We start from the raw sequence: 19,383 nt of genomic DNA, 5'->3' as shown, positions 1-19,383 counted from the left end.
CTCTCCTCTGCTCACCCCAGGATACTTGCGACGTGCTGGAACCATGTGACCAGCGGTGGCGGCAGATAGATGCCGGCGGCAAACACCAACGCCAAGTGGGAATACATTGGAATGTAGGACGCCTCGGCGGGTGCAGTGCTGCCGCGCGGTTCGCCGAAAGCGACGCCGGTCAGTCGAAGCAGCAGGGCGCCGAAAGCGAGCAGAATCCCGAAAACCAAGGGCATCGCCAAAAGAGGGTGTCTTGCAAATGTCGAACTCACGACCAGGAATTCGCTCATGAAGATACCGAGCGGAGGGAGGCCGGCAATGGCAACGACGCCGATGACGAGCGCCCAGCCAAGGGCAGGATGTGTTTCCGTCAGTCCCCGGATTTCGGCGATGTTCTGTGTCCCCTTGACCTGGGCAATGTGGCCGACCGTGAAAAAGATCGCCGACTTGGTCAGGCTGTGCATGACCATGTGCAGCAGCCCGGCAAAATTGGCGAGCGGGCCTCCTATGCCGAAGGCGAACACGATGATGCCCATGTGCTCGATCGAGGAGTACGCGAACAGGCGTTTGATGTCGCGGCGGCGGTAGAGCATGAAGGCCGCGAAGACAAGCGACGTCAGTCCCATCGTGATCATCAATGGCCCAGGAGCGATCGCTTCCGGGCTTGCCGCGAGCAATAGCTTGAAGCGCAGCACGGCATAGAGTGCGACGTTTAACAGCAAGCCCGACAGCACTGCGGAAATCGGCGTTGGACCCTCAGCATGCGCGTCTGGCAGCCAGGCATGTAAGGGCGCAAGGCCGACCTTCGTCCCGTAGCCGAGCAGCAGAAAGATGAAGGCGACATTGAGCAGAGCCGGATCGAAGCGCGCGGCGTGAGCGATGAGCACCGTCCAGACCATCGCATTCGTCCCCTCGCCAACAACCGGCTGTGCAGCCATGTAGACGAGGATGGTACCGAACAGTGCGAGCGCGATGCCGACGCTGCCCAGAATGAAATATTTCCAGGCTGCCTCCAGCGCTTCGTGCGTGCGGTAGATGCCGACCATGAGCACGGTGGTCAGCGTGGCAAGCTCCACCGCCACCCACATCAAGCCAATATTGTTCGACACGAACGCCAGGTTCATGCCGAACATCATGACCTGGTACATTGCGTGATAAAACCGCAAGTTCGGGACTGTCAGCCGCCCGCTCTCCAGTTCGTGGGCAATGTAGGAAGCGCTGAAGACGCTGGTGGTGAAGCCGACGAATGTGTTGAGCACGATGAAGACGATATTGAGATCGTCGACGAGCAGATACTGCCCAGGCTGCGGGCGGTCGGTGACAAGAAGCGACAGTGCGGCGAGCAAGGTCAGCAAGCTCGCCGCGACATTGACGCCCGCCGATATCCGGTATTTCGGCAGCGCCGCCAGAAGTGCGGCCGCGAAGACCGGTATCAGCAAAATGGCGGCCACCGCATCGAGGGAAAACGCGGTCAACGGTGTTCTCCCCTGTAGTCGTCGAGCGCGCCGACATCCACCGAGTCGAACCTCTCGCGGATGCGGAACAGGAAGACTCCGATGACGATGAAGGCGATAAGGATCGAGAAGGCGACACTGATCTCGACGACCAGAGGCATGCCCTTGGCCCCCGTGGCGGCGAGGACCAGACCGTTCTCGAGCGACATGAATCCGACAACTTGGCTGACGGCGTTGCGGCGGGTGACCATCACCAGCAGCCCCAGCAAAATGATGGACAGCGCGAAAGCCAGGTCCTCGCGGGCGAGGGGATCAGCCTCGGGAGTGACGCGCAGCATCAGGACCATGGACAAGGTCACCAGGCCTATCCCCGCAAGCATCGTCGTACCGATGCCGACGGCGGTCTCGACGTCACGATGGATGCCGAGCCGCTGAATGATGCGATGAAGCCCGACAGGAATGACGATCGCCTTGAAGACGAGGGCGATTGCCGCCGTGACGTAGAGATGATGCGCGTCCTGAATGTATGCCTGCCAAGCTACGGACAGGGCCAGCACGATTGCATGAAGCGCAAAAACGTTGATCAGAGCAAAGAGGCGATCCTGATACAGCATCATGAAACTGACCAGCACCAGGCCGCCGGCGAGCAGGTGAGCGATGTCGAAGGTGAGGCCGTTCATCAGAGGCTCCGCGAGACGAACAGCAGGAGCGTGCCGAGCAGGGCCAGCATCAGCGCTGCCCCGAGGAAATCCGGGACGCGGAAGACGCGCATCTTGGCGATGGCAGTCTCAAACACGGCGAGGAGAACGCCACAGACGGCAAGCTTGCCGACATAGGCGACGACACCCGGAGCAAGGGATTCCAGTCCTGCACCGGCGCTCGCCAGTCCCCAAGGTAGGAAGACGCAGGAAATCAGCGACACATAGAGCAGAAGCTTGAGGAAGGCGGCAAACTCGATCATCGCCAGATGGCGACCGGAATATTCCAGCACCATCGCCTCATGAACCATGGTGAGTTCCAGATGGGTCGATGGGTTGTCCACGGGTATGCGGGCGTTTTCGGCGATCGCCACCATCACGAGGGCGATGAGCGACATCCCGAGCGACACCCGCAAGCCAACCTCCGGTGACCCCATGAAGGCGGCGACCGTTGAGAGTTGCGTAGCACCCGCGACGAGCGCCAGGCTGAACACGATGAGCAGCATGGCGGGTTCGGCCAGCGAAGCGATCATCACCTCGCGGCTCGAGCCGATGCCGCCGAAGCTCGTGCCGACGTCCATGCCTGCCAGCGCCAGGAAGAACCGGGCGCTTCCCAGCAGTGCGACAATGGCTATGAGATCGGCGGTCCAACTGAATGTGAGGCCGGCGGCGAATGTCGGGATGAGCGCCGCGCCGACCCAGGTGGTGGCAAAGATCAGATAGGGCGTCACGCGAAACAGCCAGGATGCGTTGTCCGCCAGAACGACTTCCTTGCGCATCAGCCGCAAGAGATCGCGGTAAGGTTGGATCAGGGAAGGACCCTGGCGGCGCAAGAGCCGTGCCTTCACCTTGCGCACGAATCCGGTCAGGAGCGGCGCCAGCAAAAGCACCAGCGCCATCTGCGCGCCTTGAACGGCCAACTCGAGAATCACGGCCATAGTGCGAGCACCAGGAGCAGGACAATGAGAAAGAGAAAGACGAGGGTCAGGTAGCGCCTGATCGTCAGGAACTGCAGATGGTTGAGGTGGTCGGTCGCAAAGTCGAGGGCCCGGCCGATAGGCAGGTACAGCGTCTCCCAGATCACATCATGCATTTCGACATTCAGACGAGCCGGACCGGTCTCGCCAGGTGCCGGCATTTCGACGGTTTCCCTTGCACGGAATACGAACGTGCCGAAGACGCGGCGGATAGGCTGCGCGAAGCTGACGGCCGTGTACTGCGAGCTCGGGACCACATCCGGGAAGCCACAACCCCAGGCGGGACCCCGACGGAGTGCATGTGATGCAAAGCGATGGATCACATATGCCGCAGCGGATGCGGAAAAGGCGATGAACAGGAACACCAACAGGCCGTTGTAGGAACTGCGGCTCGCTGCAATCGGCACGATAGACAGCCAGGGCTGGGCCACCTGCACAGGCATCCGACTGCCGATCAGTGGCAGTGTCACCGATGAGAGGCCGTCTATCACAAGACCGGGCAGAATGCCGGCCAGGAGACAAAGGGCAGCGAGAATGAACATTGCCGCCAGCGAGTAGCGGTCGACCTCATGCGCCAGTTCCACCGCGGCCGAGCGTGGCCGGCCGAGGAATGCAATCCCGAACGCCTTTACAAAGCAGGCCGCGGCCAGTGCCGCTGACAGCGCCAGCAGACCGCCAACGGCGGGCACCATGACCTTCAGTCCCCATTGTGGCAGATCGGGGCTCTGCAATATGGCCTGAAAGGCCAGCCATTCGGAGACGAAGCCGTTGAAGGGTGGAAGTGCCGAGATCGCGACGCAACCGACGAGAAAGGCAAAACTTGTAAAGGGCATGCGGTGGATGAGACCGCCCAGCTTCTCCATATCCCGCTCTCCGGTTGCCGTCAGCACGGCGCCCGCGCCGAAAAACAGCAGGCTCTTGAAAAAGGAATGGTTGAGGACGTGGAACAGCGCGGCGGTGAGCGCCAGCGCTGCAGCCGATGGCATGGCGTTCGCCTTGAAAGCGAGCGCGAGACCAAGGCTTACGAAGATGACGCCGATGTTTTCAATGGTGCTATAGGCAAGCAGTCGCTTCAGGTCCTTTTCCATCAGCGCGTAGAGGATGCCGAGAACCGCCGTCAGCCCGCCAAGGAAAAGCACGGCAACGCCCGACCACCATGCCGGCTCACCGAGCAGATCGAAAATAACGCGTATGAAGCCATAGACTGCGACCTTGGTCATCACGCCGCTCATCAGAGCCGAGACGTGGCTTGGCGCGGCCGGATGGGCGAGTGGCAGCCAGACGTGCAGCGGGACGAGTCCGGCCTTGGAGCCGGCGCCCAGCAGCATGAGAACCAGGACGAAAGCAGCGGCGAACGGGGTGGGATCGGCGGCTCGCATCGCGTCGAATGTGTAGGTTCCATCGGATCCGGCGAGCAGGCCGAACGCAAGCAGCAGCGCGAGTGTGCCGAAGCTCGCCATCACGAGATAGATGTAGCCCGCCCGCGCATTGTCCTGCTTGCGATGGTGCGCCATGACGAGCGCCCAGGAGGCGAGCGACATGAATTCCCAGGAAAGCAGGAAAGTGAAGGCGTCGTCGGCCACCACGACAAGGTTCATTCCGGCTAGGAAAGCCGGGAAGAACGGCAGCACCCGATGCGGCGCAGACTCATGCCTGCCGTAGCCGAGGCCATAAAGACTGGCCATGGAGCCGCCGAAGTTGACGACGATGAGGAAGAAAGTCGACAGCGCATCCAAACGGAAATGAGCGCCAATCCATGGCAATCCAAGAGGCAACACCACAGTCGACGGGGTGACGGGATTGTCGGCGATGCGGCTCGCGAGAACCATGAGCACGGCCGCCGATATACCTAGCGTCAAGCCGTAGATCAGGCGTGTTCCCGAGTCGGATCTGCGGCTTTCCGCAATCGCAAGCACCGCAGTCCCCAGGAGCGCAGCGACGCCCCACAGGAGGACCGCGGCCCCCGAAATCACGCCACGCTCCTCACGGGGAGTTTGGCATCCGTATCGACTCCGCCAAGGATTTTGGCGGGGTCAAAATCCGCTTTCAGTCGCACGCCGCGCCCACCGATTTGGCTGGAGGCGCCTTCAGCGATCAATTCCACACCGGCGAGGTCAAGTGCCCCGATCAGCTTCATGAGAGAATCGACGTTACCCCGAATAATCGACTCGCTGGCTTCCATGCGTTGAATTGTCGGCACGGAAAGACCGGACAATTCGGCAAGCCTGCGCTGGTCGATGCCAAGGAGCGCCCTCGCGGCACGCAACTGTGGAGCAGTTATCACGGTCGCGTCCCCCTTTTGATCAGCTTTGAGATATTATCTCTACGTCTTGCAGCATATATTAAAATGCGGCGCATTCAATTAGTGATGCGTGACGCATCTGTCTTGAGGCTGTAGAAAACCGGGCGATACGCCCTGCCTCGAACCAAAGCCATGCGGCCATTCCCGTCACGGCCAGTCTTGTCGCCAGCCATCTCGGATTTGCGCGTGATGGGGCTGGCAATGGGCCCTTATCTCGGCCGGCCACTCGATTGGAGCCGCCGCGGGCGCGTCGGCTATCTCTTCGACCTCACTCTACGCTATGAGTGGGTATGGCTGAGTTCGCTTGCTCTTGTCGTTGGGCCGATCTCATCGTGTTCGTGCTTCAGGATCGGCCAAAACAGATAGCTGCCGAAATCCAGGAACAGCGCCTTCGCGAATGTGCTGCCAAATCTGGCATGCGGCAAAGCTCTGCAGCGCTACTGCCAAAGCCGCCTCATGCGAACGGAGACGTCCTCCAGGACTGGCATGGAGGCCAGCACGAGGAGAATGGCCGCCAGAAACAACGTCGCCGCGAAGCCGACATGCTTGAAACCCACAGCGCCGACGACGCCGCCGAGAAAGAACAATGCTGGTCGTCACGCTCTCGCTTTATGCCATCCAGAACGCCCTGCTCAGCCGCAGCGGCGCCGGTCTGCGAGGCCCGGATGTCCTCCCCGCGATCAACCACCACCAGCCGGCTTGGCCGCTTCGGCCTCGGGCTGACGGCCATGATGGTGCTGGCTTTCCTCATGGCGCCGCTGATCATCATCGTGCTGTTCTCGTTCAAGAGCAGCGGCGATTTCACCTTTCCCATCACCGGCTGGTCGCTGAAATGGTACCGCGAGTTCTTCTCGATGCAGACCTGGATGGATGCCCTGCGCAACAGCCTGGTTCTGGCTGTCTCGACGACACTTTTGGCGACGCCGCTAGGCACCATGGCCGCGCTCGGCCTCGCGGCGCCTAATCTGCCAGGTCGGCGCACGATCTCCGCCTTGCTGCTGGTGCCGATGATCGCGCCGGTGGTCATCGTCGGCGTCGGCATGTATTTCGTCTTCTCGATGGCCGGCCTGACCGCGACCCTTCCCGGCCTCATCCTCGGCCATACCTCGCTCGCCGTTCCCTTCGTCGTGGTGACCATGATTGCGTCCACAGCGCTCGGCCGCTCGAATCGATAGCGCCGGCCGTCCCGACAAGGAACCCCTCGGCTTCTGGCCACGGGTTTGTCGATCAAACGCATGTTGCCCAAAACTGCACAGCGGCTCGGGACAGCGGCTCGGATTGAAACAGGAGCACAAAAGCGCGTCAGCGGATCGTGGTCTATCGCGTAATAAAGCCTTTCAGGAACGCGGCTAGCGATGGAAGTCGAGTTAATCCTGATCGTCCAGCAAAGCGATGGCATCGAACGGTTGTTCGCGCGGCACCCGGATTTCGGCGCCGATACTTTGAAGGCTGGCAAGGAGTGCCGACACCCTTTCGGGCTCTTCCGGGTTCTGTTTCAGCACGCCGCCGGCAAGTCGGGTCAGCGGGCTATGGAGGAATTGCCGCTAGCGGGCAAAGGTGATGCGGATCGCTCCATAGGGTCCGAAATCGGCAGCGATAGTGTCACTGTGGCGACACTCCACGGGCCGGATGAACGAGCCCGACAGCACGGCCTGTCCGGCGGATATCTGCATGCCGTACTGATGCAGCCGGTTGGCCAGCCAGGCGATGCCCTTCGCCGGATGATCGAGCACCCCGGCGCCGAGCCCGGTCTCTTCGACCTCGCCATTGCGCGACAGGATGGCGCCGATCCAGCGCAGGTCGGCCTCGCGCGGTCCGGCACGACGGCCGCCGACGACGACGCCGGCATTGGCGGCATTGTCGGAGATGGTGTCGAAGAAGGTCCGTATCCTGCCGCTCTCCTTGTTGACGCGCTCGATACGGGTGTCGAGGATCTCCAGCGCCGGCGTGATGTAGTCGGTGGCGTCGAGCACGTCGTCGATCGACACGTCCGGACCGGCCAGCGACGCCTTCATGACGAAGGCGATCTCGGCCTCGATGCGCGGCTGGATGAAGCGGCCGGCTGGAACGGTGCCGCCGTCATCGAAGAACATGTCGTCGAACAGCACACCGGAATCCGGAATGTCGATGGCGAGCGCCGACTGCATCGCCTTGGAGGTCAGGCCGATCTTCCAGCCTTTGATCGTCAGGCCCGAGGCCACTTTTCGTTTCACCAGCGCCGCCTGGACGAGATAGGCGTCATCCATCGTCGCCCCGGGGAAATCAAGGCTGAGCAGCCTGATCTGGCGGCGGTCGCGCTCGGCCTCGAACAGCCTCGCGGCCGCGTCTTCGACCTGTTCTGGCGTCATCATCGGCCGGTCCCTTCGTCGACGACGCCGTTGCTGAGCAAGCCAATGCCGTCGGCCTCGACCTCGATCACGTCGCCCGGCTTCAGCCAGATTGGCGGGTCGAACCGGGCGCCAGCGCCGGTCGGCGTGCCGGTGACGATGACGTCGCCCGGCGCCAGCGTGGTGAAGGTCGAGATGTAGTTGATGATCTTGCGGAAGGAAAAGATCATGCGGCCGGTGCGGTCCTGCTGGCGAACCTCGCCATTGACGCGCGTGGTCAGCGCGATGTCAGCGATCTGTGCCTCGTCGGTGAACGGCACAAGCCAGGGGCCGATAGAGCCGGTCCGGTCGAAGTTCTTGCCCTGCGTGACGTTGAACTTGGCATGCCGCACCCAGTCGCGGATGGTCCCTTCGTTGCAGAGCGAAAGTGCTGCGATATGGCCCAGCGCATCCGCCTCGGCGATCCTGCGGCCGCCCTTGCCGATGACGATGACGATCTCGCCCTCATAATCGAGCTGCGGCGATTCCGACGGCCGCACCAGGGGCGTGCCATGGCCGACGAAGGAGCGCGGGAAGCGGATGAACAGCGACGGGTTCGAGGGTGCGGCCTGTCCGTCCTTGTACTCCTCGTTGCGGTCCGGATAGTTGACGCCGACGCAGATGATCTTTTCGGGCGAGGGGACGGGTATCTCGTAGGCGATGGCATCGAGCGGGAAATCGGCGGCGAAAGCGTCCGCCTCTTCCGCCAGCCGTCGCAGTGCGCCGGCCTCTATCACCTCGCGCAAACTCGGCCACTGTGCGTGTCGCGCCGACAGGTCGACGCCGCCCTTGTCGGTGATTGCGCCGTAGCGCGTTTTGCCGCCAACGGTGAAGGTGGCGAGACGTGCCGCGCTCATTTGTTTCCCCTGCAGTTAGCCGACGTCACGGCGCGACGATCGGCGAGGCCGCCAGATCGGACTTGCGCGGCTCGACGCCGGCAAAGGTGCTGCCTTCCTCGAACCAGCTCTTCGGCGCCGGTGCGCCCCACAGCGTCTGGCGCTGCGGGTCCTTGAGGTCCCATTTGATCGGCTCTAGGTCGGGATCTACCGTCTGGTAGTCCGAGCAATAGATCTCGATGCGGTGATTGTCGGGATCACGGATATAGAGGAAGAAGGCGTTGGAGATGCCGTGCCGGCCGGGGCCGCGCTCGATGTTCGGCAGCCAGCCGGTGGTGGCCATCAGGTCGAGCAGATCGATGATGTTGAGCGGTGTCGGCACCCAGAAGGCGACGTGGTGCAGGCGTGGGCCAATGCCGTTGGTGAAGGCGATGTCGTGGACACCGCCCTTGCGGTGCGTCCATGCCGCCCAAAGTCTTCCGGTCGCGGCATCCTCCGTGTACTCGGTCACGCGGAAGCCGAGCTCGTTGTAGAACGCCACCGATTCATCGACATTGGGCGAGAAGCAGTTGAAGTGGTCGATGCGCAGCGGCTTGACGCCCTTATACAGCGCATACTTCTGATGGATCGGCGGCAGCCGCTCCATTCTGGAATAGAATTCGAGCGGAATGCCGTGCGGGTCGCGGGTGCGGAAGGTACGCGACTGGTAGGGCCGCTCGACCCATTTCACAGGCAGGCCCCTGGCTTTGAAGAAGTGCTCGGCCTTGTCGAGATCGTCGTCGGAAAACAGCTTGAAGCCGAGGTCGCGGGCTTCCGGCGCGGCACCTTTCCTGAGCACGATGCAATGGTGGCCGCGCTCTTCCATGGCGCGCAGATAGATGGCGTCCTTGGTCTCGTCGGTCACCTGCAGGCCGAGCGTGTCGACATAGAACGCGCGCGACTTACCGAGGTCCGTAACAGCCAGCTCGACGTGGCTGAGCCGCACGATGTTGAATGCCGGGTAGAGATTGGGTGTGGGCAAGGGCATCGTTGGGGTCTCCGGTCAGCCGCCGAGCTTCTGGATGGAATGCGGCGCCGTGGCGAACGCGATGTTCTTGGTTTCCATGTAGAAATCGAACGACCAGTCGCCGCCGTCGCGGCCGATGCCTGAGTTCTTGGCGCCGCCGAACGGCGTCGGCAGGTGGCGCACATTCTCCGAATTGACCCAGATCATGCCGGCGTCGAGCGCGTCGGTGAAGCGGAAGGCGCGGGTGACGTCCGAGGTCCAGAGATAGCCGGTCAGGCCGTATTGCGTGTCGTTGGCCAGCGCCAGCGCCTCGGCCTCGTCCTTGAACGAGATGGCGGTCAGCACGGGTCCGAATATCTCTTCCTGGGCGATGCGCATCTTGTTGGTGGCGCCGACGAACAGCGTCGGGCTGACATAGCAGCCGCCGCCCGGACCGGCGAACTTGCCGCCGCCGGCGGCGACGACAGCGCCTTCCGACTTGCCGATCTCGATATAGGACAGCACCTTTTCCTCATGCACCGGATGGATCAGTGGGCCAACCACGGTTTCGGGGTCGAGCGGATGGCCTATCCTGATGCGCTTGGCCTTCTCCGCCACCAGCGCGGTGAACTTGTCGTAGATGCTTTCCTCGACCAGCAGGCGTGAGGACGAGGTGCAGCGCTCGCCGTTCAGCGAATAGATCATGAAGACGGCAGCGTCGGCCGCCCGCTCCAGATCGGCATCGGCAAAGACGATGACCGGGTTCTTGCCGCCGAGTTCGAAATGCACGCGCTTCAGCGTGTCGGCACCCTGCTTCATGATCATCGAGCCGGTGCGGCTTTCGCCGACGAAGCCGATCGCCTTGATGTCGGGGTGTTCGGTCAGCGCTCTGCCGGCGTCCTCGCCAAAGCCGTTGACGAGGTTCCACACGCCCTTCGGCAGGCCGGCCTCCTCGGCGATCTCGACCAAAAGCCGCGCGGTCAGCGGCGAGAACTCGGCTGGCTTGTGGACGATCGTACAGCCGGCGGCGAGCGCCGGCGCGATCTTCCAGGTCGAGAGCATGAAAGGTGTGTTCCACGGCGTGATCACGCCGACCGGGCCGACCGGCACGCGCGTCGTCATGTTGACCTGGTTCGGTGCGCGGATCGTGTGGCCGTCGCGGGCCTCCGGCGCGCGGTCGGCGTAGAAGCGGAAGTTCTCCGCGCCGCGCAGCGCTGCCTTGGCCATGAACTTCAATGACTGGCCGGTGTCCATGCATTCGACGAAAGCGATTTCCTCGGCCCGCGCGACGATGGCGTCGGCTATTTTGTGCAACTGCTTCTTGCGGGCGTCGCCTGATATCGCCGCCCAGTCGCGGAAGGCAGCCTTCGCCGCCTTGGCGGCGCGGTCGATGTCGGCGGCCTTGCCGCGTGCCACCTTGGCGATCGGCTTCAGGTCGATTGGCGACAGCGTCTCGTATGTCGAGCCGTCGGCGGCCGGCACGGTTTCGCCGCCGATCTGGTTGAGCACGCCAGCGCTTCTGAAGCGCTCGAGATAGGCCTCGGCCTTTCTCAGATTGTCGTCCAATGCCGCCATGATATGGGTTCCTGTCACTTGCCGCGCAGGCGCGGGTGGATGGCATTCTTCTTCCAGCTTAGTTCGGCATCGATCTCGCGGATCTCCAGCGACAGCGCGAAATGCGGCGTCGTGAACAGAGATGCGAGATGATCCGAAACAGTAGTGAAGATCGCCTCGCCGGTGCGTTTCTTTTCCTCGGCGCTGCGGCCCTTGCCGATGCGGAAGTTCATGTCGATGAACCCGTTCTCCGGGAGGCGATCGGCGATCGCGTATGCCTCGGCGCGAAAAGCGCGTACCCTCACCGCGCCATGTTCGAACAGGCCGGTTTCGAGGATGGTGCGAGCGACCAGCGTGCAAAGCGCGCTGATGTCGACCTTGGCGTCGAGATTCGCCGAATATTCGATCGCCATATGTGGCAAGGTTTCCTCCACCTTGTAATTAACATGTGAATTACATCTTGACGGCGGAATGTCAAGTGTCGTTCTCTATGCAGATACAGCTCTCGATGGTGGGATTGCCGCCCCCGGCGAAATCGCGGATATAGCTGCGATCCGAGTCTCATTGTGTGGTGCGAGTCGTACCGGAATTGGAATTTTTTGGAGACCTGACCTTGCTACCGCCCAGCACCCGCCGCTCCCTGCCCATGGCTCTGCTTCGCGCCCGCGAAGTGATCATGGCGCATTTCCGGCCGATGCTTGCCCGCCACGACATCACTGAGCAGCAGTGGCGCGTGCTGCGTGTGCTTGCCGAAGCCGGGCCGCTCGAGGCAACCGAACTTGCCCATCGCGCCTCGATCCTTCCGCCCAGCCTGACCCGCATCATCAAGGCGATGGAGGAACGGCAGTTCATCACCCGCAACAAGGTCAAGGATGACGGTCGCCGGGCGCTGCTCGCAATCAGCCCGGCCGGGCTGGCGCTGATCGAGGATTTGTCGCCCGAGCGCATCGCCATCTACGATGCGATCGAGCAGCGCTACGGCGCCGAACAGCATGAGCACCTGCTCGACCTGCTCGAAAGCCTGATCCAGTCGGAATCTTCCGAAAACCAGACTTGACAGCCTCTACCCGCCAAAACTGCCGAGTGCGCTCGGCTGCATGTAGTTGCGGCCGACATAGAGCAGCGCCGCCTCGTCGCTGCCGTGGCGGATGTCGACGACGCGGCCGAACATCACATTGTGCGTGCCAACCTTGTTCACGTCGCCGATCTCGCAATCGAAGCTGACGATGGCGTCGAGCAGCGCCGGCATGCCGGACGGCATGGTCTGCCATCTTGCCGCATTGTAGCGCTCGCCCATGTCGCGGATCGTACCGGCGAACTTTGCCGCCAGATGGGTGTGTAACTGCGTCAGCACGTTGACGCAGAAACGCTGGTTGGCGAGGAACAGACCGGTCTGCGCCGAGCGCTCGTTCATGCACACAAGCAGCGTCGGCGGATCGTCGGAAACGCTGCACATGGCGGTCGCAGTGAAGCCGCCGCGGCCGGCCGGACCATCAGTCGTGACGATGTTGACCGGCGCACAGACCCGCGCCATCGCCTCACGGAACTCCAGCCTTGCAACTTGTGGCTCCATGGCCGGGACCTCAGCTTGCGCCAGCCGGCAGCGGCGGCAGCCAGGTGTCGCCAGTCCAGCCCTTTTCGTCGTAGTCGGCCATGCAGGTGTCGACCAGTTCCTCCATCGCCCTCAGGCGCCCGCCGCGCTCAGCGCCCTTCAGCACCTGCAGCCGCACCTCTTCCGGCGCACCGGCATAGTTGAGCTCATAGAGCGCGTGGCGGCCGCCGAACTCGGTGCCGGTCGCATCCCACAGCAGCTTCATGATCTTGATGCGTTCGACATGGCCCATGTCATTGGAGCCGCGCACGTACTGGGCAAGGTACTTGTCGATCTCCGGATTGTCGAAATCCTTTGCCGAGGACGGCAGGTAGATCAGCCCCGAAGCGATGACTCGGCGCACCGTATCGATAACGCGCGGATAGGCCTCCGACATGAAAGTGCGATAGGCGAGCGCCGCTTCGAGATTGGGCAGCACGGCGCCGTTCGCCCATGGGATCGGGTTGTGCGCCATGGCGTTGGAAAAGCTCCAGAACATGTGGCGCAGCGCAATTACTTCGCCGAGGGCCGCCTGGTTGCCGCGGAAGGCATCCCCGCCCGTCGCGCGCAGCGCCTTCGCCAGCAGGCCTGCGAGGAAGTCGAGCTTGACGGCGAAGCGCGTGCAGCCCTGAAAACAATAGCCGTGCATGAAGCCCGACGCCGGGTGGAAGGAGAGGATCTTCTGCGCATCGCGCAGCACCAGCACGTCCTCCCAGGGGATGAAGACATTGTCCAGCACCAGGATCGCATCGTTCTCGTCGAAACGAGACGACAGCGGATAGTCGAAGGGATGGCCGACCGTGTTGGCCGTCTGCTCGTAAGAGACGCGGCAGAACATCTTTATCCCCGGCGCGTTCATAGGCACGATGAACATCACCGACAATGACGGGTCCTCGGTGACCGTCGCCGAGCTCTGCGCCAGGAAATTGTAATGGGTGAGCGCTGACGACGTCGCCACCACCTTGGCGCCGGACACCCAGATGCCGGCGTCGTTCTCCTTCGTGATGTGCACGAACACGTCCTTCACCTGCTCGGCCGGCTTGTGGCGGTCGATCGGCGGGTTGACGATGGCATGGTTCATGAACAGGGCCGCTTCCTGGGCGCGTTTGTGCCAGGCGAGTGCATTTCCCCTGAACGGGCCGTACCACTCGGCATTGGCGCCGAGCGTGTTCATAAGTGCTGCCTTGTAATCGGGCGTGCGCCCCATCCAGCCGTAGGACATGCGCGACCAGTCGGCGATGGCGGTCTGCTGTGCGGCGAGATCCGCGGCGGAATGGGCGACGCGGAAATATTTGTGCGTGTAGCCGCCAGAACCGGTGTCGGTCGGCGAGGTCAGCACCGCCTGCCGCGCCGGATCGTGCAAGGCATTGTAGAGGCGGGCCAGCGAGCGCGCCGAGTTGCGCATCGCCGGATGGGTGGTGACGTCGGCAATCCGCTCGCCATTGATATAGACCTCGCGCCCGTCGCGCAGGCTCTGCAAATATTCGGCACCGGTAAACGGCCGTTTCGTGTCGGCCCGGAAATCTTCCGATCGCATCATGATCCTCCTTTAACGCGTCAACTGTAGCGATCGTCGTGACAAAGGTTTATGGACGAAAGTATAGAACCACTTGGATTTTTTCGCCGTGATGAGCCAGACTGCCATTCTCGAATTCTTCGTCTACGGCGAACCGGCGCGTGCGCTCGACGTCGGATTCCTGCATGTCGAGACTGTTCTTGCGCGTGCCTCCGTGCATCGCGGCCAGGTTCTCGCGCACAAGCACCCGCAAATGGCGCAGATCACCTTCTGGACCGGCGGCAGCGGCATTTATCGGATCGAAGACGAGACCTGGAGTTTTTCGGCGCCGACGGTGAGCTTCATGCCGAGCGGCGTGGTCCACGGATTCAGCATCGAGACGGGCGCCGACGCCATCGTTGTCTCGGTCGCCGATGCTGCCCTTGCGGCGATCGCTGAGCAGTCCGCGCTGCCGCTCGACCAGCCGGTCTTCGTCACCGGACGCGGTGAAACGGCCCTCTGGGAAAGGTTGGGTGATACGGTTACGATGATCCAAGCGGAATATGCCGACAGGTTGCCCGGTATGGAGAAAATCCTGCCGCCGCTGATCGCCGTGGCATTGTCGGGCATCGCCCGCCTTGATGCGCAGTCGCATGCTGTCGCGGTGCCGGCGACGGTGGCGCTGGGCGGCCGGCTGCGGCGTCTGATCGACCGACACTTTCGCGACGACTGGCCGGTCGAGCGCTATGCCGCCGCGCTCGGCACCACGCGCCATCTGCTCGACAAGGCAGCGCGGCAGGTGCTCGGCGCGGGCGTACGCCAGGCGGTTGGTGAGCGGCGGCTGGTCGAGGCCAAGCGCCTGCTGCTGTTCACCGTGCGCCCGGTCGAGGACATCGCCTATGAGACCGGGTTCAACGACCCGGCTTATTTCTCGCGCTTCTTCCGCGCCGCCGTCGGCCTCTCGCCGGCGGCGTGGCGACGCCTGCGGCTCGGTCAGGACTGAGCGTCACCGTCGCTCAGGCGGCTGCCGTCAGTCCGGCGTCGAGAGCCTCGGCGATCTTTGCCACATCGGCGGACGAGATCACCAGCGGCGGCGACAGGATGATGGTGTTGCCGGAGACGCGCAGCATGACGCCGGCCTTGTAGGCGGCCTCTGCGGCGGCATTCATCGTCTTCTTGTCGGCCGGCTTCTTGGCGGCACGGTCGGAAACCAGTTCGAGCGCCGCCATCAGCCCTTGGTAGCGCACATCGCCAACCAAAGCGTGCTTCGCCTTCAGCGCCTCCAGCGCCTTGCCGAGCTCGACACCGCGCGCCGCCGCATTCTCGTTGACGGCAAGCCGCTTGGTCTCGGCGAGTGTGGCCAGCCCCGCCGCGCAGCCGACCGGATGGCCGGAATAGGTGTAGCCGTGCCCGATCGAGCCGAAGCTGGTCTTGTCGGCCTCGAAGACGTCGGCAACCTTGGCGCTGATCAGCGTGGCGCCGAGCGGGAAGTAGCCTGAGGTGATCGCCTTGGCGATGGTCATGAAATCCGGCTTCACTCCGGAGAGCCGCGAGCCCGACCAGGCGCCGGTGCGACCGAAGCCGGTCACCACCTCGTCGGCGATGAGCAGGATGTCGTGACGGTCGCAGATCGCCCGCACCATCGGCATGAAGCTCTCATGCGGAACGATCACACCGCCGGCGCCGAGCACTGGCTCCATGATGAAGGCGGCGATCGTGTCGGCGCCCTGGAAGGCGATCTCGTCTTCGATCGCCCGCGCGCAGAGTTTCGCCAGCTTCGCCGGATCGGTCTCGTCGAACGGATTGCGGTAGGTCCATGGCGCCGGTGTGTGGAAGACGCCGGGCAAAAGCGGCTCGTAGTTGCGCCGGAAATTGGCATTGCCGTTGACCGAGGCGCCGCCGAAATGCGTTCCGTGATAGCCCTTCTTCAGCGCCAGGAACTTCGTCCGGTCGCCCTGGCCCCTGATCTTCCAGTATTGCCGCGACAGCCGCAGTGCCGTCTCGACCGAGTCCGAGCCGCCGGAGGTGAAGAAGGTCCGTACCATGCCCTCGGGAGCGAACCAGTCGCACAGCTCATAGGCAAGCTCGATCGACGGTCCGGTCGAGGTGCCGCGAAAGCCGGAATAATAGGGCAGGGCGTCGAGTTGTGCTGCGATCGCCTTCTTGATCGGATCGCAGCTGTAGCCGAGGTTGACGTTCCACAGGCCCCCGACTGCATCGAGGACGGTGCGGCCTTCGGCATCGGTGACCGAGACGCCTTCGCCCTTCATGATGATCTTTGGCGGCGTCGCGCGCATCTCGGCCGGATGCGCCATCGGATGCCAGATCGGCTTGGCGTTGTTCTCGGTGAGGAAGTTGATGTCGCGCATCGGTGGGAACTCCGTTTCTTGAATTCTTAGGCCGCAACGCCGAAATGGCCGAGCGCCGCTGCATAGCCTTGCCCCGGTTGGGCGACGTCGAAATGCACGGCCAGCATGCCGGCGGCGACCGCGCCGTCGACGTTACGCTTCTGGTCGTCGACGAAGACGCAAGCCGCGGGCGGCAAGTGCAGTGCTTCGCTCACCATCGCATAAGCGCGCGGATCGGGTTTCAGGATGTGCGTGTAGGTGGCGTCGATGATGGTCTCGAACAGCGACAGCAGCGGCAGGCGCTCGCGAAAGCTGTTGCCGTAGAACAAGTCGAGCTCGTTGGAGAGGATGGCGAGCCGGATGCCAGCTTCATGCGCCGCACGGATCGCTCGTTCCGCCTCTGGCCGCACCACCGCTTGCGGGTCGGCGCCGCGCGCCCGCTGCACGAAAGTCGACATGTCGTCCCAGTCCTCGCCGACGAGACGGCCGACTTCACGCGTGCGCGTCTTCCAGTAGTCGCGCTCGCTGATCTCGTCGGCTTGCATGGAACGCCACAGCGGGTCGGATACCGGATCGAACGGCCCGCGCCAGCCGAGCATGCCGGGCGTCAAGTCCAATGCGCGTTCGGTCAACGCGTGCGTTTCGAACAGCGTGCGGGTGACGACGCCGCCGAAATCAAGCACCAGCGCCTTTGGCGATGGCCCGCTCATGCAGCTTGAGTTCCTTCCGGCGCGCCCAGCGGCACAATGCCTTCGGCGACCCAGCGGTCGAAGATCTCCAGTGCCTTGGCGCTGAAGGCGGCGTCGTTGATGTGCCCTGATATCTCGTGCAACTCGGCATTGCCGGGCACGCTCGAGCGCATCTCCTTGACAAAGGCCGACAGCGCCTCCGGTTCGTGCAGCGGCTCGCCCTCCTGGTCCCATTGCTGGATGCCGCCTGCCGGCAGGATGAAGGCGGTCGGCCCGGTTGCGGCGGCGAGCTTCTCGCCGATGGCGCGCGCGATCTCCTGGCGGGTTTCGCCGTCTGATGTCACCGAGGCGAGCAGGCGGTTGTGCGCATGGTACGGCCGTTCGAAGAAACGGGCAGGCACTGCTTGCCAGGTCGGAAAATCCACCATGTCGACGGCGCCAGGTGCCACGATCTGAGGGATGCCTTGCCGACCAGCATTTTCCAGCCGGTCGGAGCCCGAATTCACCACCGAGCCGGTCAGCTGGTTGGCGAGTTCCTGAAGGCTGAAATCCATCACCGCGACGAAGCCGCGTTGCGCGGCGATCGCCTCAAGCGCCCGGCCGCCCATGCCGGTGGTGTGGAAGACGATGACTTCATAGCCGCGCTTCTCCAGCTCCGGCTTCAGCGTCACCATATAGTGCAGGCAGCTTTTTCCCAGCGAACTCATGCCTATCCTGGGCCGCGTCGCGTCCGGCTTAACGACGGCGCGCGCGGCACCCACCACCGCTCCGCAGGCCTGCGACAGCACCGCCTTGCAGGCACTGTTGAGGCCATAGAGACCGCCCGCCCACAGGATCATCATCAGGTCTGTGGCGATCCGTTCTGGTGGCAGCAGATGTGAATAGGCAATGGTCGAGATGACGAATTTCGGCACGCCGAGCGGCAGCGCCAGCGCGACATCGAGGGCAAGGTCTGTGCCCATCGAGCCGCCGAGCGCGATGAAGCCGTCGATTTCGCCCTTGTCGCAGAGCGCGCGGGCAAGCCGCGAGGCGCCGAGCGCCATCAGCGTCATCGCCGAATTCTCGTCGCCGCTGGCGATGATCGCCTCGATGGTCGTGTCGGCAGCTTGACCCACCGCATGCTTGTCATGCGCCGGCTGGTAGGGCGGATCGCCGAGCACGCTCACATCCATCATCACGGCGACACCGCCGACCGCCTCGATGCGCTCGCGCATGAAGAGCAATTCGTCGGCCTTAGTGTCACCGGTGCCTATAACCAGGATTCGGCGTGTCTCCTCCACAGTCAATCTCCTTGCAGGGGTATTTGTTGTCATGCTCGCTTGAGGCCCGGCTGGCCCTGCCGTCCGAAAAGCCGCTCGCTGATAACGCGCGCAGCCGCCGCCACACTGGCGCCATAGCGCTCGATCTCGCCCTTCTGGACCCGCACCTTAGGCGCCGCGACGGCGATGATGCCAATGGCAAAACCGTCGGCGCCGAGGATCGGCGCCGCGACGCTGAGCACGCCCTCCTCGAAGCCTTGCGCGCCGGTCGAGTGCCCGCGCGCGCGGGCGGCGGCGACATGCTCGGCAAGTGTTTTCGCGTCGCCTATTGTGTGGGGCGTGAAGGCCGGCAGCGGTCCGGCCAGAACAGCGTCTCGGATACGCTCTTCCGTGAACGCCAGGAACGCAATGCCAGAAGCCGTCGCATGCATCGGCAGCACCTCGCCGAGTTGCACGCTGACGCGATTGGCCCTGGTCGATTCGACGACATGGACTGTGATCAGGCCGCGCTTCGAATATTCCGACAGGTGCACCGTCTCATTGGTTTCCGCCGCCAGCGCCTCGACCACCGGCACCGCCATGCGCAGGAAGGGGAACTGGGCTTCGCGCATCAGCGCCAGCCGCGCGACACCGGCGCCCAGCCGGTAAAGACGCGTGGCTTCATCCTGCTCGACCAGCCCATGCGCTATCAGGGAGACCAGCAGCCGGCGCGTTGTTGCCTTGTCATGGCCGGCGCGCCGGGCGAGGTCAGCCAACGCCGTCTCGGGCTCGCCGCGACCGAGCATTTCCAGCAGCGTGATGGCCTTGCTCACCGTACCCATGCGTATCTGATCCTCCATCT

Annotated in this window: 20 protein-coding genes; 3 read left to right on the top strand and 17 right to left on the bottom strand. The window is 63.4% G+C overall.

The window, feature by feature from the left end; all coding sequences use genetic code 11:
* Positions 1-11: 11 nt before the first annotated feature.
* From NKH59_RS18480 to NKH59_RS18455, 6 genes are all read right to left on the bottom strand, one after another.
* Complete coding sequence (locus tag NKH59_RS18480) at positions 12-1,463, bottom strand: hydrogenase 4 subunit F (RefSeq protein WP_023675518.1); 1,452 nt, start codon at positions 1,461-1,463, stop codon at positions 12-14.
* On the bottom strand, positions 1,460-2,122 hold the full coding sequence (locus NKH59_RS18475) for a hydrogenase-4 component E (protein ID WP_023675519.1): 663 nt from the start codon (positions 2,120-2,122) through the stop codon (positions 1,460-1,462). Before NKH59_RS18475 ends, NKH59_RS18480 begins: the two co-directional genes overlap by 4 nt.
* Positions 2,122-3,078 (bottom strand): respiratory chain complex I subunit 1 family protein, encoded by a 957-nt coding sequence (locus tag NKH59_RS18470; protein WP_023675520.1) that lies wholly within the window; start codon positions 3,076-3,078, stop codon positions 2,122-2,124. The genes NKH59_RS18475 and NKH59_RS18470 overlap by 1 nt, the downstream gene beginning before the upstream one ends.
* A complete protein-coding gene (gene hyfB / locus NKH59_RS18465; protein ID WP_502904263.1) occupies positions 3,069-5,090 on the bottom strand; it encodes a hydrogenase 4 subunit B in 2,022 nt (673 codons plus the stop codon). The genes NKH59_RS18470 and hyfB overlap by 10 nt, the downstream gene beginning before the upstream one ends.
* Complete coding sequence (locus tag NKH59_RS18460) at positions 5,087-5,401, bottom strand: helix-turn-helix domain-containing protein (RefSeq protein WP_023675522.1); 315 nt, start codon at positions 5,399-5,401, stop codon at positions 5,087-5,089. Before NKH59_RS18460 ends, hyfB begins: the two co-directional genes overlap by 4 nt.
* A gap of 455 nt (positions 5,402-5,856) precedes the next feature.
* Positions 5,857-6,006 (bottom strand): hypothetical protein, encoded by a 150-nt coding sequence (locus tag NKH59_RS18455; RefSeq protein ID WP_352469632.1) that lies wholly within the window; start codon positions 6,004-6,006, stop codon positions 5,857-5,859.
* Between the two features lie 78 nt (positions 6,007-6,084).
* Between NKH59_RS18455 and NKH59_RS18450 the strand changes: the two genes are divergently transcribed.
* Positions 6,085-6,594: an ABC transporter permease gene (locus tag NKH59_RS18450; RefSeq protein WP_352539283.1), complete on the top strand. Its 510-nt coding sequence runs from the start codon at positions 6,085-6,087 to the stop codon at positions 6,592-6,594.
* A 369-nt stretch (positions 6,595-6,963) separates the two neighbouring features.
* Here NKH59_RS18450 and hpaH read toward each other — a convergent pair whose 3' ends face one another.
* Genes hpaH through NKH59_RS18425 form a run of 5 tightly spaced genes read right to left on the bottom strand, consistent with a single transcriptional unit; the run spans position 6,964 to position 11,582 of the window.
* On the bottom strand, positions 6,964-7,770 hold the full coding sequence (hpaH, locus tag NKH59_RS18445; protein WP_352539282.1) for a 2-oxo-hept-4-ene-1,7-dioate hydratase: 807 nt from the start codon (positions 7,768-7,770) through the stop codon (positions 6,964-6,966).
* On the bottom strand, positions 7,767-8,642 hold the full coding sequence (locus tag NKH59_RS18440; protein ID WP_352469636.1) for a fumarylacetoacetate hydrolase family protein: 876 nt from the start codon (positions 8,640-8,642) through the stop codon (positions 7,767-7,769). The genes hpaH and NKH59_RS18440 overlap by 4 nt, the downstream gene beginning before the upstream one ends.
* Before the next feature lie 25 nt (positions 8,643-8,667).
* The gene (gene hpaD / locus NKH59_RS18435) at positions 8,668-9,648 is read right to left on the bottom strand and encodes a 3,4-dihydroxyphenylacetate 2,3-dioxygenase (protein WP_352469637.1); all 981 of its coding nucleotides are present in this window, start codon (positions 9,646-9,648) and stop codon (positions 8,668-8,670) included.
* A gap of 15 nt (positions 9,649-9,663) precedes the next feature.
* Positions 9,664-11,181, bottom strand: a complete 1,518-nt coding sequence (hpaE, locus tag NKH59_RS18430) for a 5-carboxymethyl-2-hydroxymuconate semialdehyde dehydrogenase (RefSeq protein WP_352539281.1) — start codon at positions 11,179-11,181, stop codon at positions 9,664-9,666.
* Positions 11,182-11,195: 14 nt separating this feature from the next.
* Entirely contained in the window at positions 11,196-11,582 is a 387-nt protein-coding gene (locus NKH59_RS18425) for a 5-carboxymethyl-2-hydroxymuconate Delta-isomerase (protein WP_352503132.1), read from the bottom strand.
* 224 nt (positions 11,583-11,806) lie between these two features.
* On the opposite strand from NKH59_RS18425, the gene hpaR reads away from it, so the two are divergent.
* On the top strand, positions 11,807-12,217 hold the full coding sequence (gene hpaR, locus NKH59_RS18420) for a homoprotocatechuate degradation operon regulator HpaR (protein ID WP_352539479.1): 411 nt from the start codon (positions 11,807-11,809) through the stop codon (positions 12,215-12,217).
* 6 nt (positions 12,218-12,223) lie between these two features.
* Here the strand turns inward: hpaR and NKH59_RS18415 are convergent, their stop codons facing one another.
* Together NKH59_RS18415 and NKH59_RS18410 are read right to left on the bottom strand one after the other, a co-directional pair.
* Positions 12,224-12,733 carry a flavin reductase gene (locus NKH59_RS18415; protein WP_027027471.1) on the bottom strand — a complete coding sequence of 170 codons (510 nt, stop codon included), beginning with the start codon at positions 12,731-12,733 and terminating at the stop codon, positions 12,224-12,226.
* Between the two features lie 10 nt (positions 12,734-12,743).
* Positions 12,744-14,288: a 4-hydroxyphenylacetate 3-hydroxylase N-terminal domain-containing protein gene (locus tag NKH59_RS18410; RefSeq protein ID WP_352539478.1), complete on the bottom strand. Its 1,545-nt coding sequence runs from the start codon at positions 14,286-14,288 to the stop codon at positions 12,744-12,746.
* A gap of 91 nt (positions 14,289-14,379) precedes the next feature.
* Between NKH59_RS18410 and NKH59_RS18405 the strand changes: the two genes are divergently transcribed.
* Positions 14,380-15,249 carry a helix-turn-helix domain-containing protein gene (locus tag NKH59_RS18405; protein WP_352539280.1) on the top strand — a complete coding sequence of 290 codons (870 nt, stop codon included), beginning with the start codon at positions 14,380-14,382 and terminating at the stop codon, positions 15,247-15,249.
* 13 nt (positions 15,250-15,262) lie between these two features.
* Here the strand turns inward: NKH59_RS18405 and NKH59_RS18400 are convergent, their stop codons facing one another.
* The 4 genes from NKH59_RS18400 to NKH59_RS18385 are packed head-to-tail and all read right to left on the bottom strand — an operon-like array spanning position 15,263 to position 19,363.
* A complete protein-coding gene (locus NKH59_RS18400; RefSeq protein ID WP_352503133.1) occupies positions 15,263-16,615 on the bottom strand; it encodes an aspartate aminotransferase family protein in 1,353 nt (450 codons plus the stop codon).
* A 26-nt stretch (positions 16,616-16,641) separates the two neighbouring features.
* Positions 16,642-17,304, bottom strand: coding sequence for an HAD family hydrolase (locus tag NKH59_RS18395; protein ID WP_353022684.1), 663 nt, complete (start codon positions 17,302-17,304; stop codon positions 16,642-16,644).
* Positions 17,301-18,596 (bottom strand): Tm-1-like ATP-binding domain-containing protein, encoded by a 1,296-nt coding sequence (locus NKH59_RS18390; protein WP_352539279.1) that lies wholly within the window; start codon positions 18,594-18,596, stop codon positions 17,301-17,303. The genes NKH59_RS18395 and NKH59_RS18390 overlap by 4 nt, the downstream gene beginning before the upstream one ends.
* Positions 18,593-19,363, bottom strand: a complete 771-nt coding sequence (locus NKH59_RS18385; protein ID WP_353022683.1) for an IclR family transcriptional regulator — start codon at positions 19,361-19,363, stop codon at positions 18,593-18,595. The genes NKH59_RS18390 and NKH59_RS18385 overlap by 4 nt, the downstream gene beginning before the upstream one ends.
* Between the last annotated feature and the right edge of the window lie 20 nt (positions 19,364-19,383).

Source organism: Mesorhizobium sp. M0998 (assembly GCF_040318885.1).
GTDB lineage: Bacteria > Pseudomonadota > Alphaproteobacteria > Rhizobiales > Rhizobiaceae > Mesorhizobium.
Note: the sequence above shows the minus strand (reverse complement) of the source record. Positions and strands in the feature narration are given on the sequence as shown.

Excerpts from the sequence above, each read along its gene's own strand:
- NKH59_RS18450 (WP_352539283.1), top strand. The coding sequence starts at position 6,085 with ATGTCCTCCCCGCGATCAACCACCACCAGCCGGCTTGGCCGCTTCGGC.
- NKH59_RS18440 (WP_352469636.1), bottom strand. The coding sequence starts at position 8,642 with ATGAGCGCGGCACGTCTCGCCACCTTCACCGTTGGCGGCAAAACGCGC.
- NKH59_RS18405 (WP_352539280.1), top strand. The coding sequence starts at position 14,380 with ATGAGCCAGACTGCCATTCTCGAATTCTTCGTCTACGGCGAACCGGCG.
- NKH59_RS18475 (WP_023675519.1), bottom strand. The coding sequence starts at position 2,122 with ATGAACGGCCTCACCTTCGACATCGCTCACCTGCTCGCCGGCGGCCTG.
- NKH59_RS18470 (WP_023675520.1), bottom strand. The coding sequence starts at position 3,078 with ATGGCCGTGATTCTCGAGTTGGCCGTTCAAGGCGCGCAGATGGCGCTG.
- hpaD (WP_352469637.1), bottom strand. The coding sequence starts at position 9,648 with ATGCCCTTGCCCACACCCAATCTCTACCCGGCATTCAACATCGTGCGG.
- NKH59_RS18410 (WP_352539478.1), bottom strand. The coding sequence starts at position 14,288 with ATGCGATCGGAAGATTTCCGGGCCGACACGAAACGGCCGTTTACCGGT.
- hpaR (WP_352539479.1), top strand. The coding sequence starts at position 11,807 with ATGGCTCTGCTTCGCGCCCGCGAAGTGATCATGGCGCATTTCCGGCCG.
- hpaH (WP_352539282.1), bottom strand. The coding sequence starts at position 7,770 with ATGATGACGCCAGAACAGGTCGAAGACGCGGCCGCGAGGCTGTTCGAG.
- NKH59_RS18400 (WP_352503133.1), bottom strand. The coding sequence starts at position 16,615 with ATGCGCGACATCAACTTCCTCACCGAGAACAACGCCAAGCCGATCTGG.
- NKH59_RS18395 (WP_353022684.1), bottom strand. The coding sequence starts at position 17,304 with ATGAGCGGGCCATCGCCAAAGGCGCTGGTGCTTGATTTCGGCGGCGTC.
- hpaE (WP_352539281.1), bottom strand. The coding sequence starts at position 11,181 with ATGGCGGCATTGGACGACAATCTGAGAAAGGCCGAGGCCTATCTCGAG.
- NKH59_RS18385 (WP_353022683.1), bottom strand. The coding sequence starts at position 19,363 with ATGGGTACGGTGAGCAAGGCCATCACGCTGCTGGAAATGCTCGGTCGC.
- NKH59_RS18390 (WP_352539279.1), bottom strand. The coding sequence starts at position 18,596 with ATGACAACAAATACCCCTGCAAGGAGATTGACTGTGGAGGAGACACGC.
- NKH59_RS18415 (WP_027027471.1), bottom strand. The coding sequence starts at position 12,733 with ATGGAGCCACAAGTTGCAAGGCTGGAGTTCCGTGAGGCGATGGCGCGG.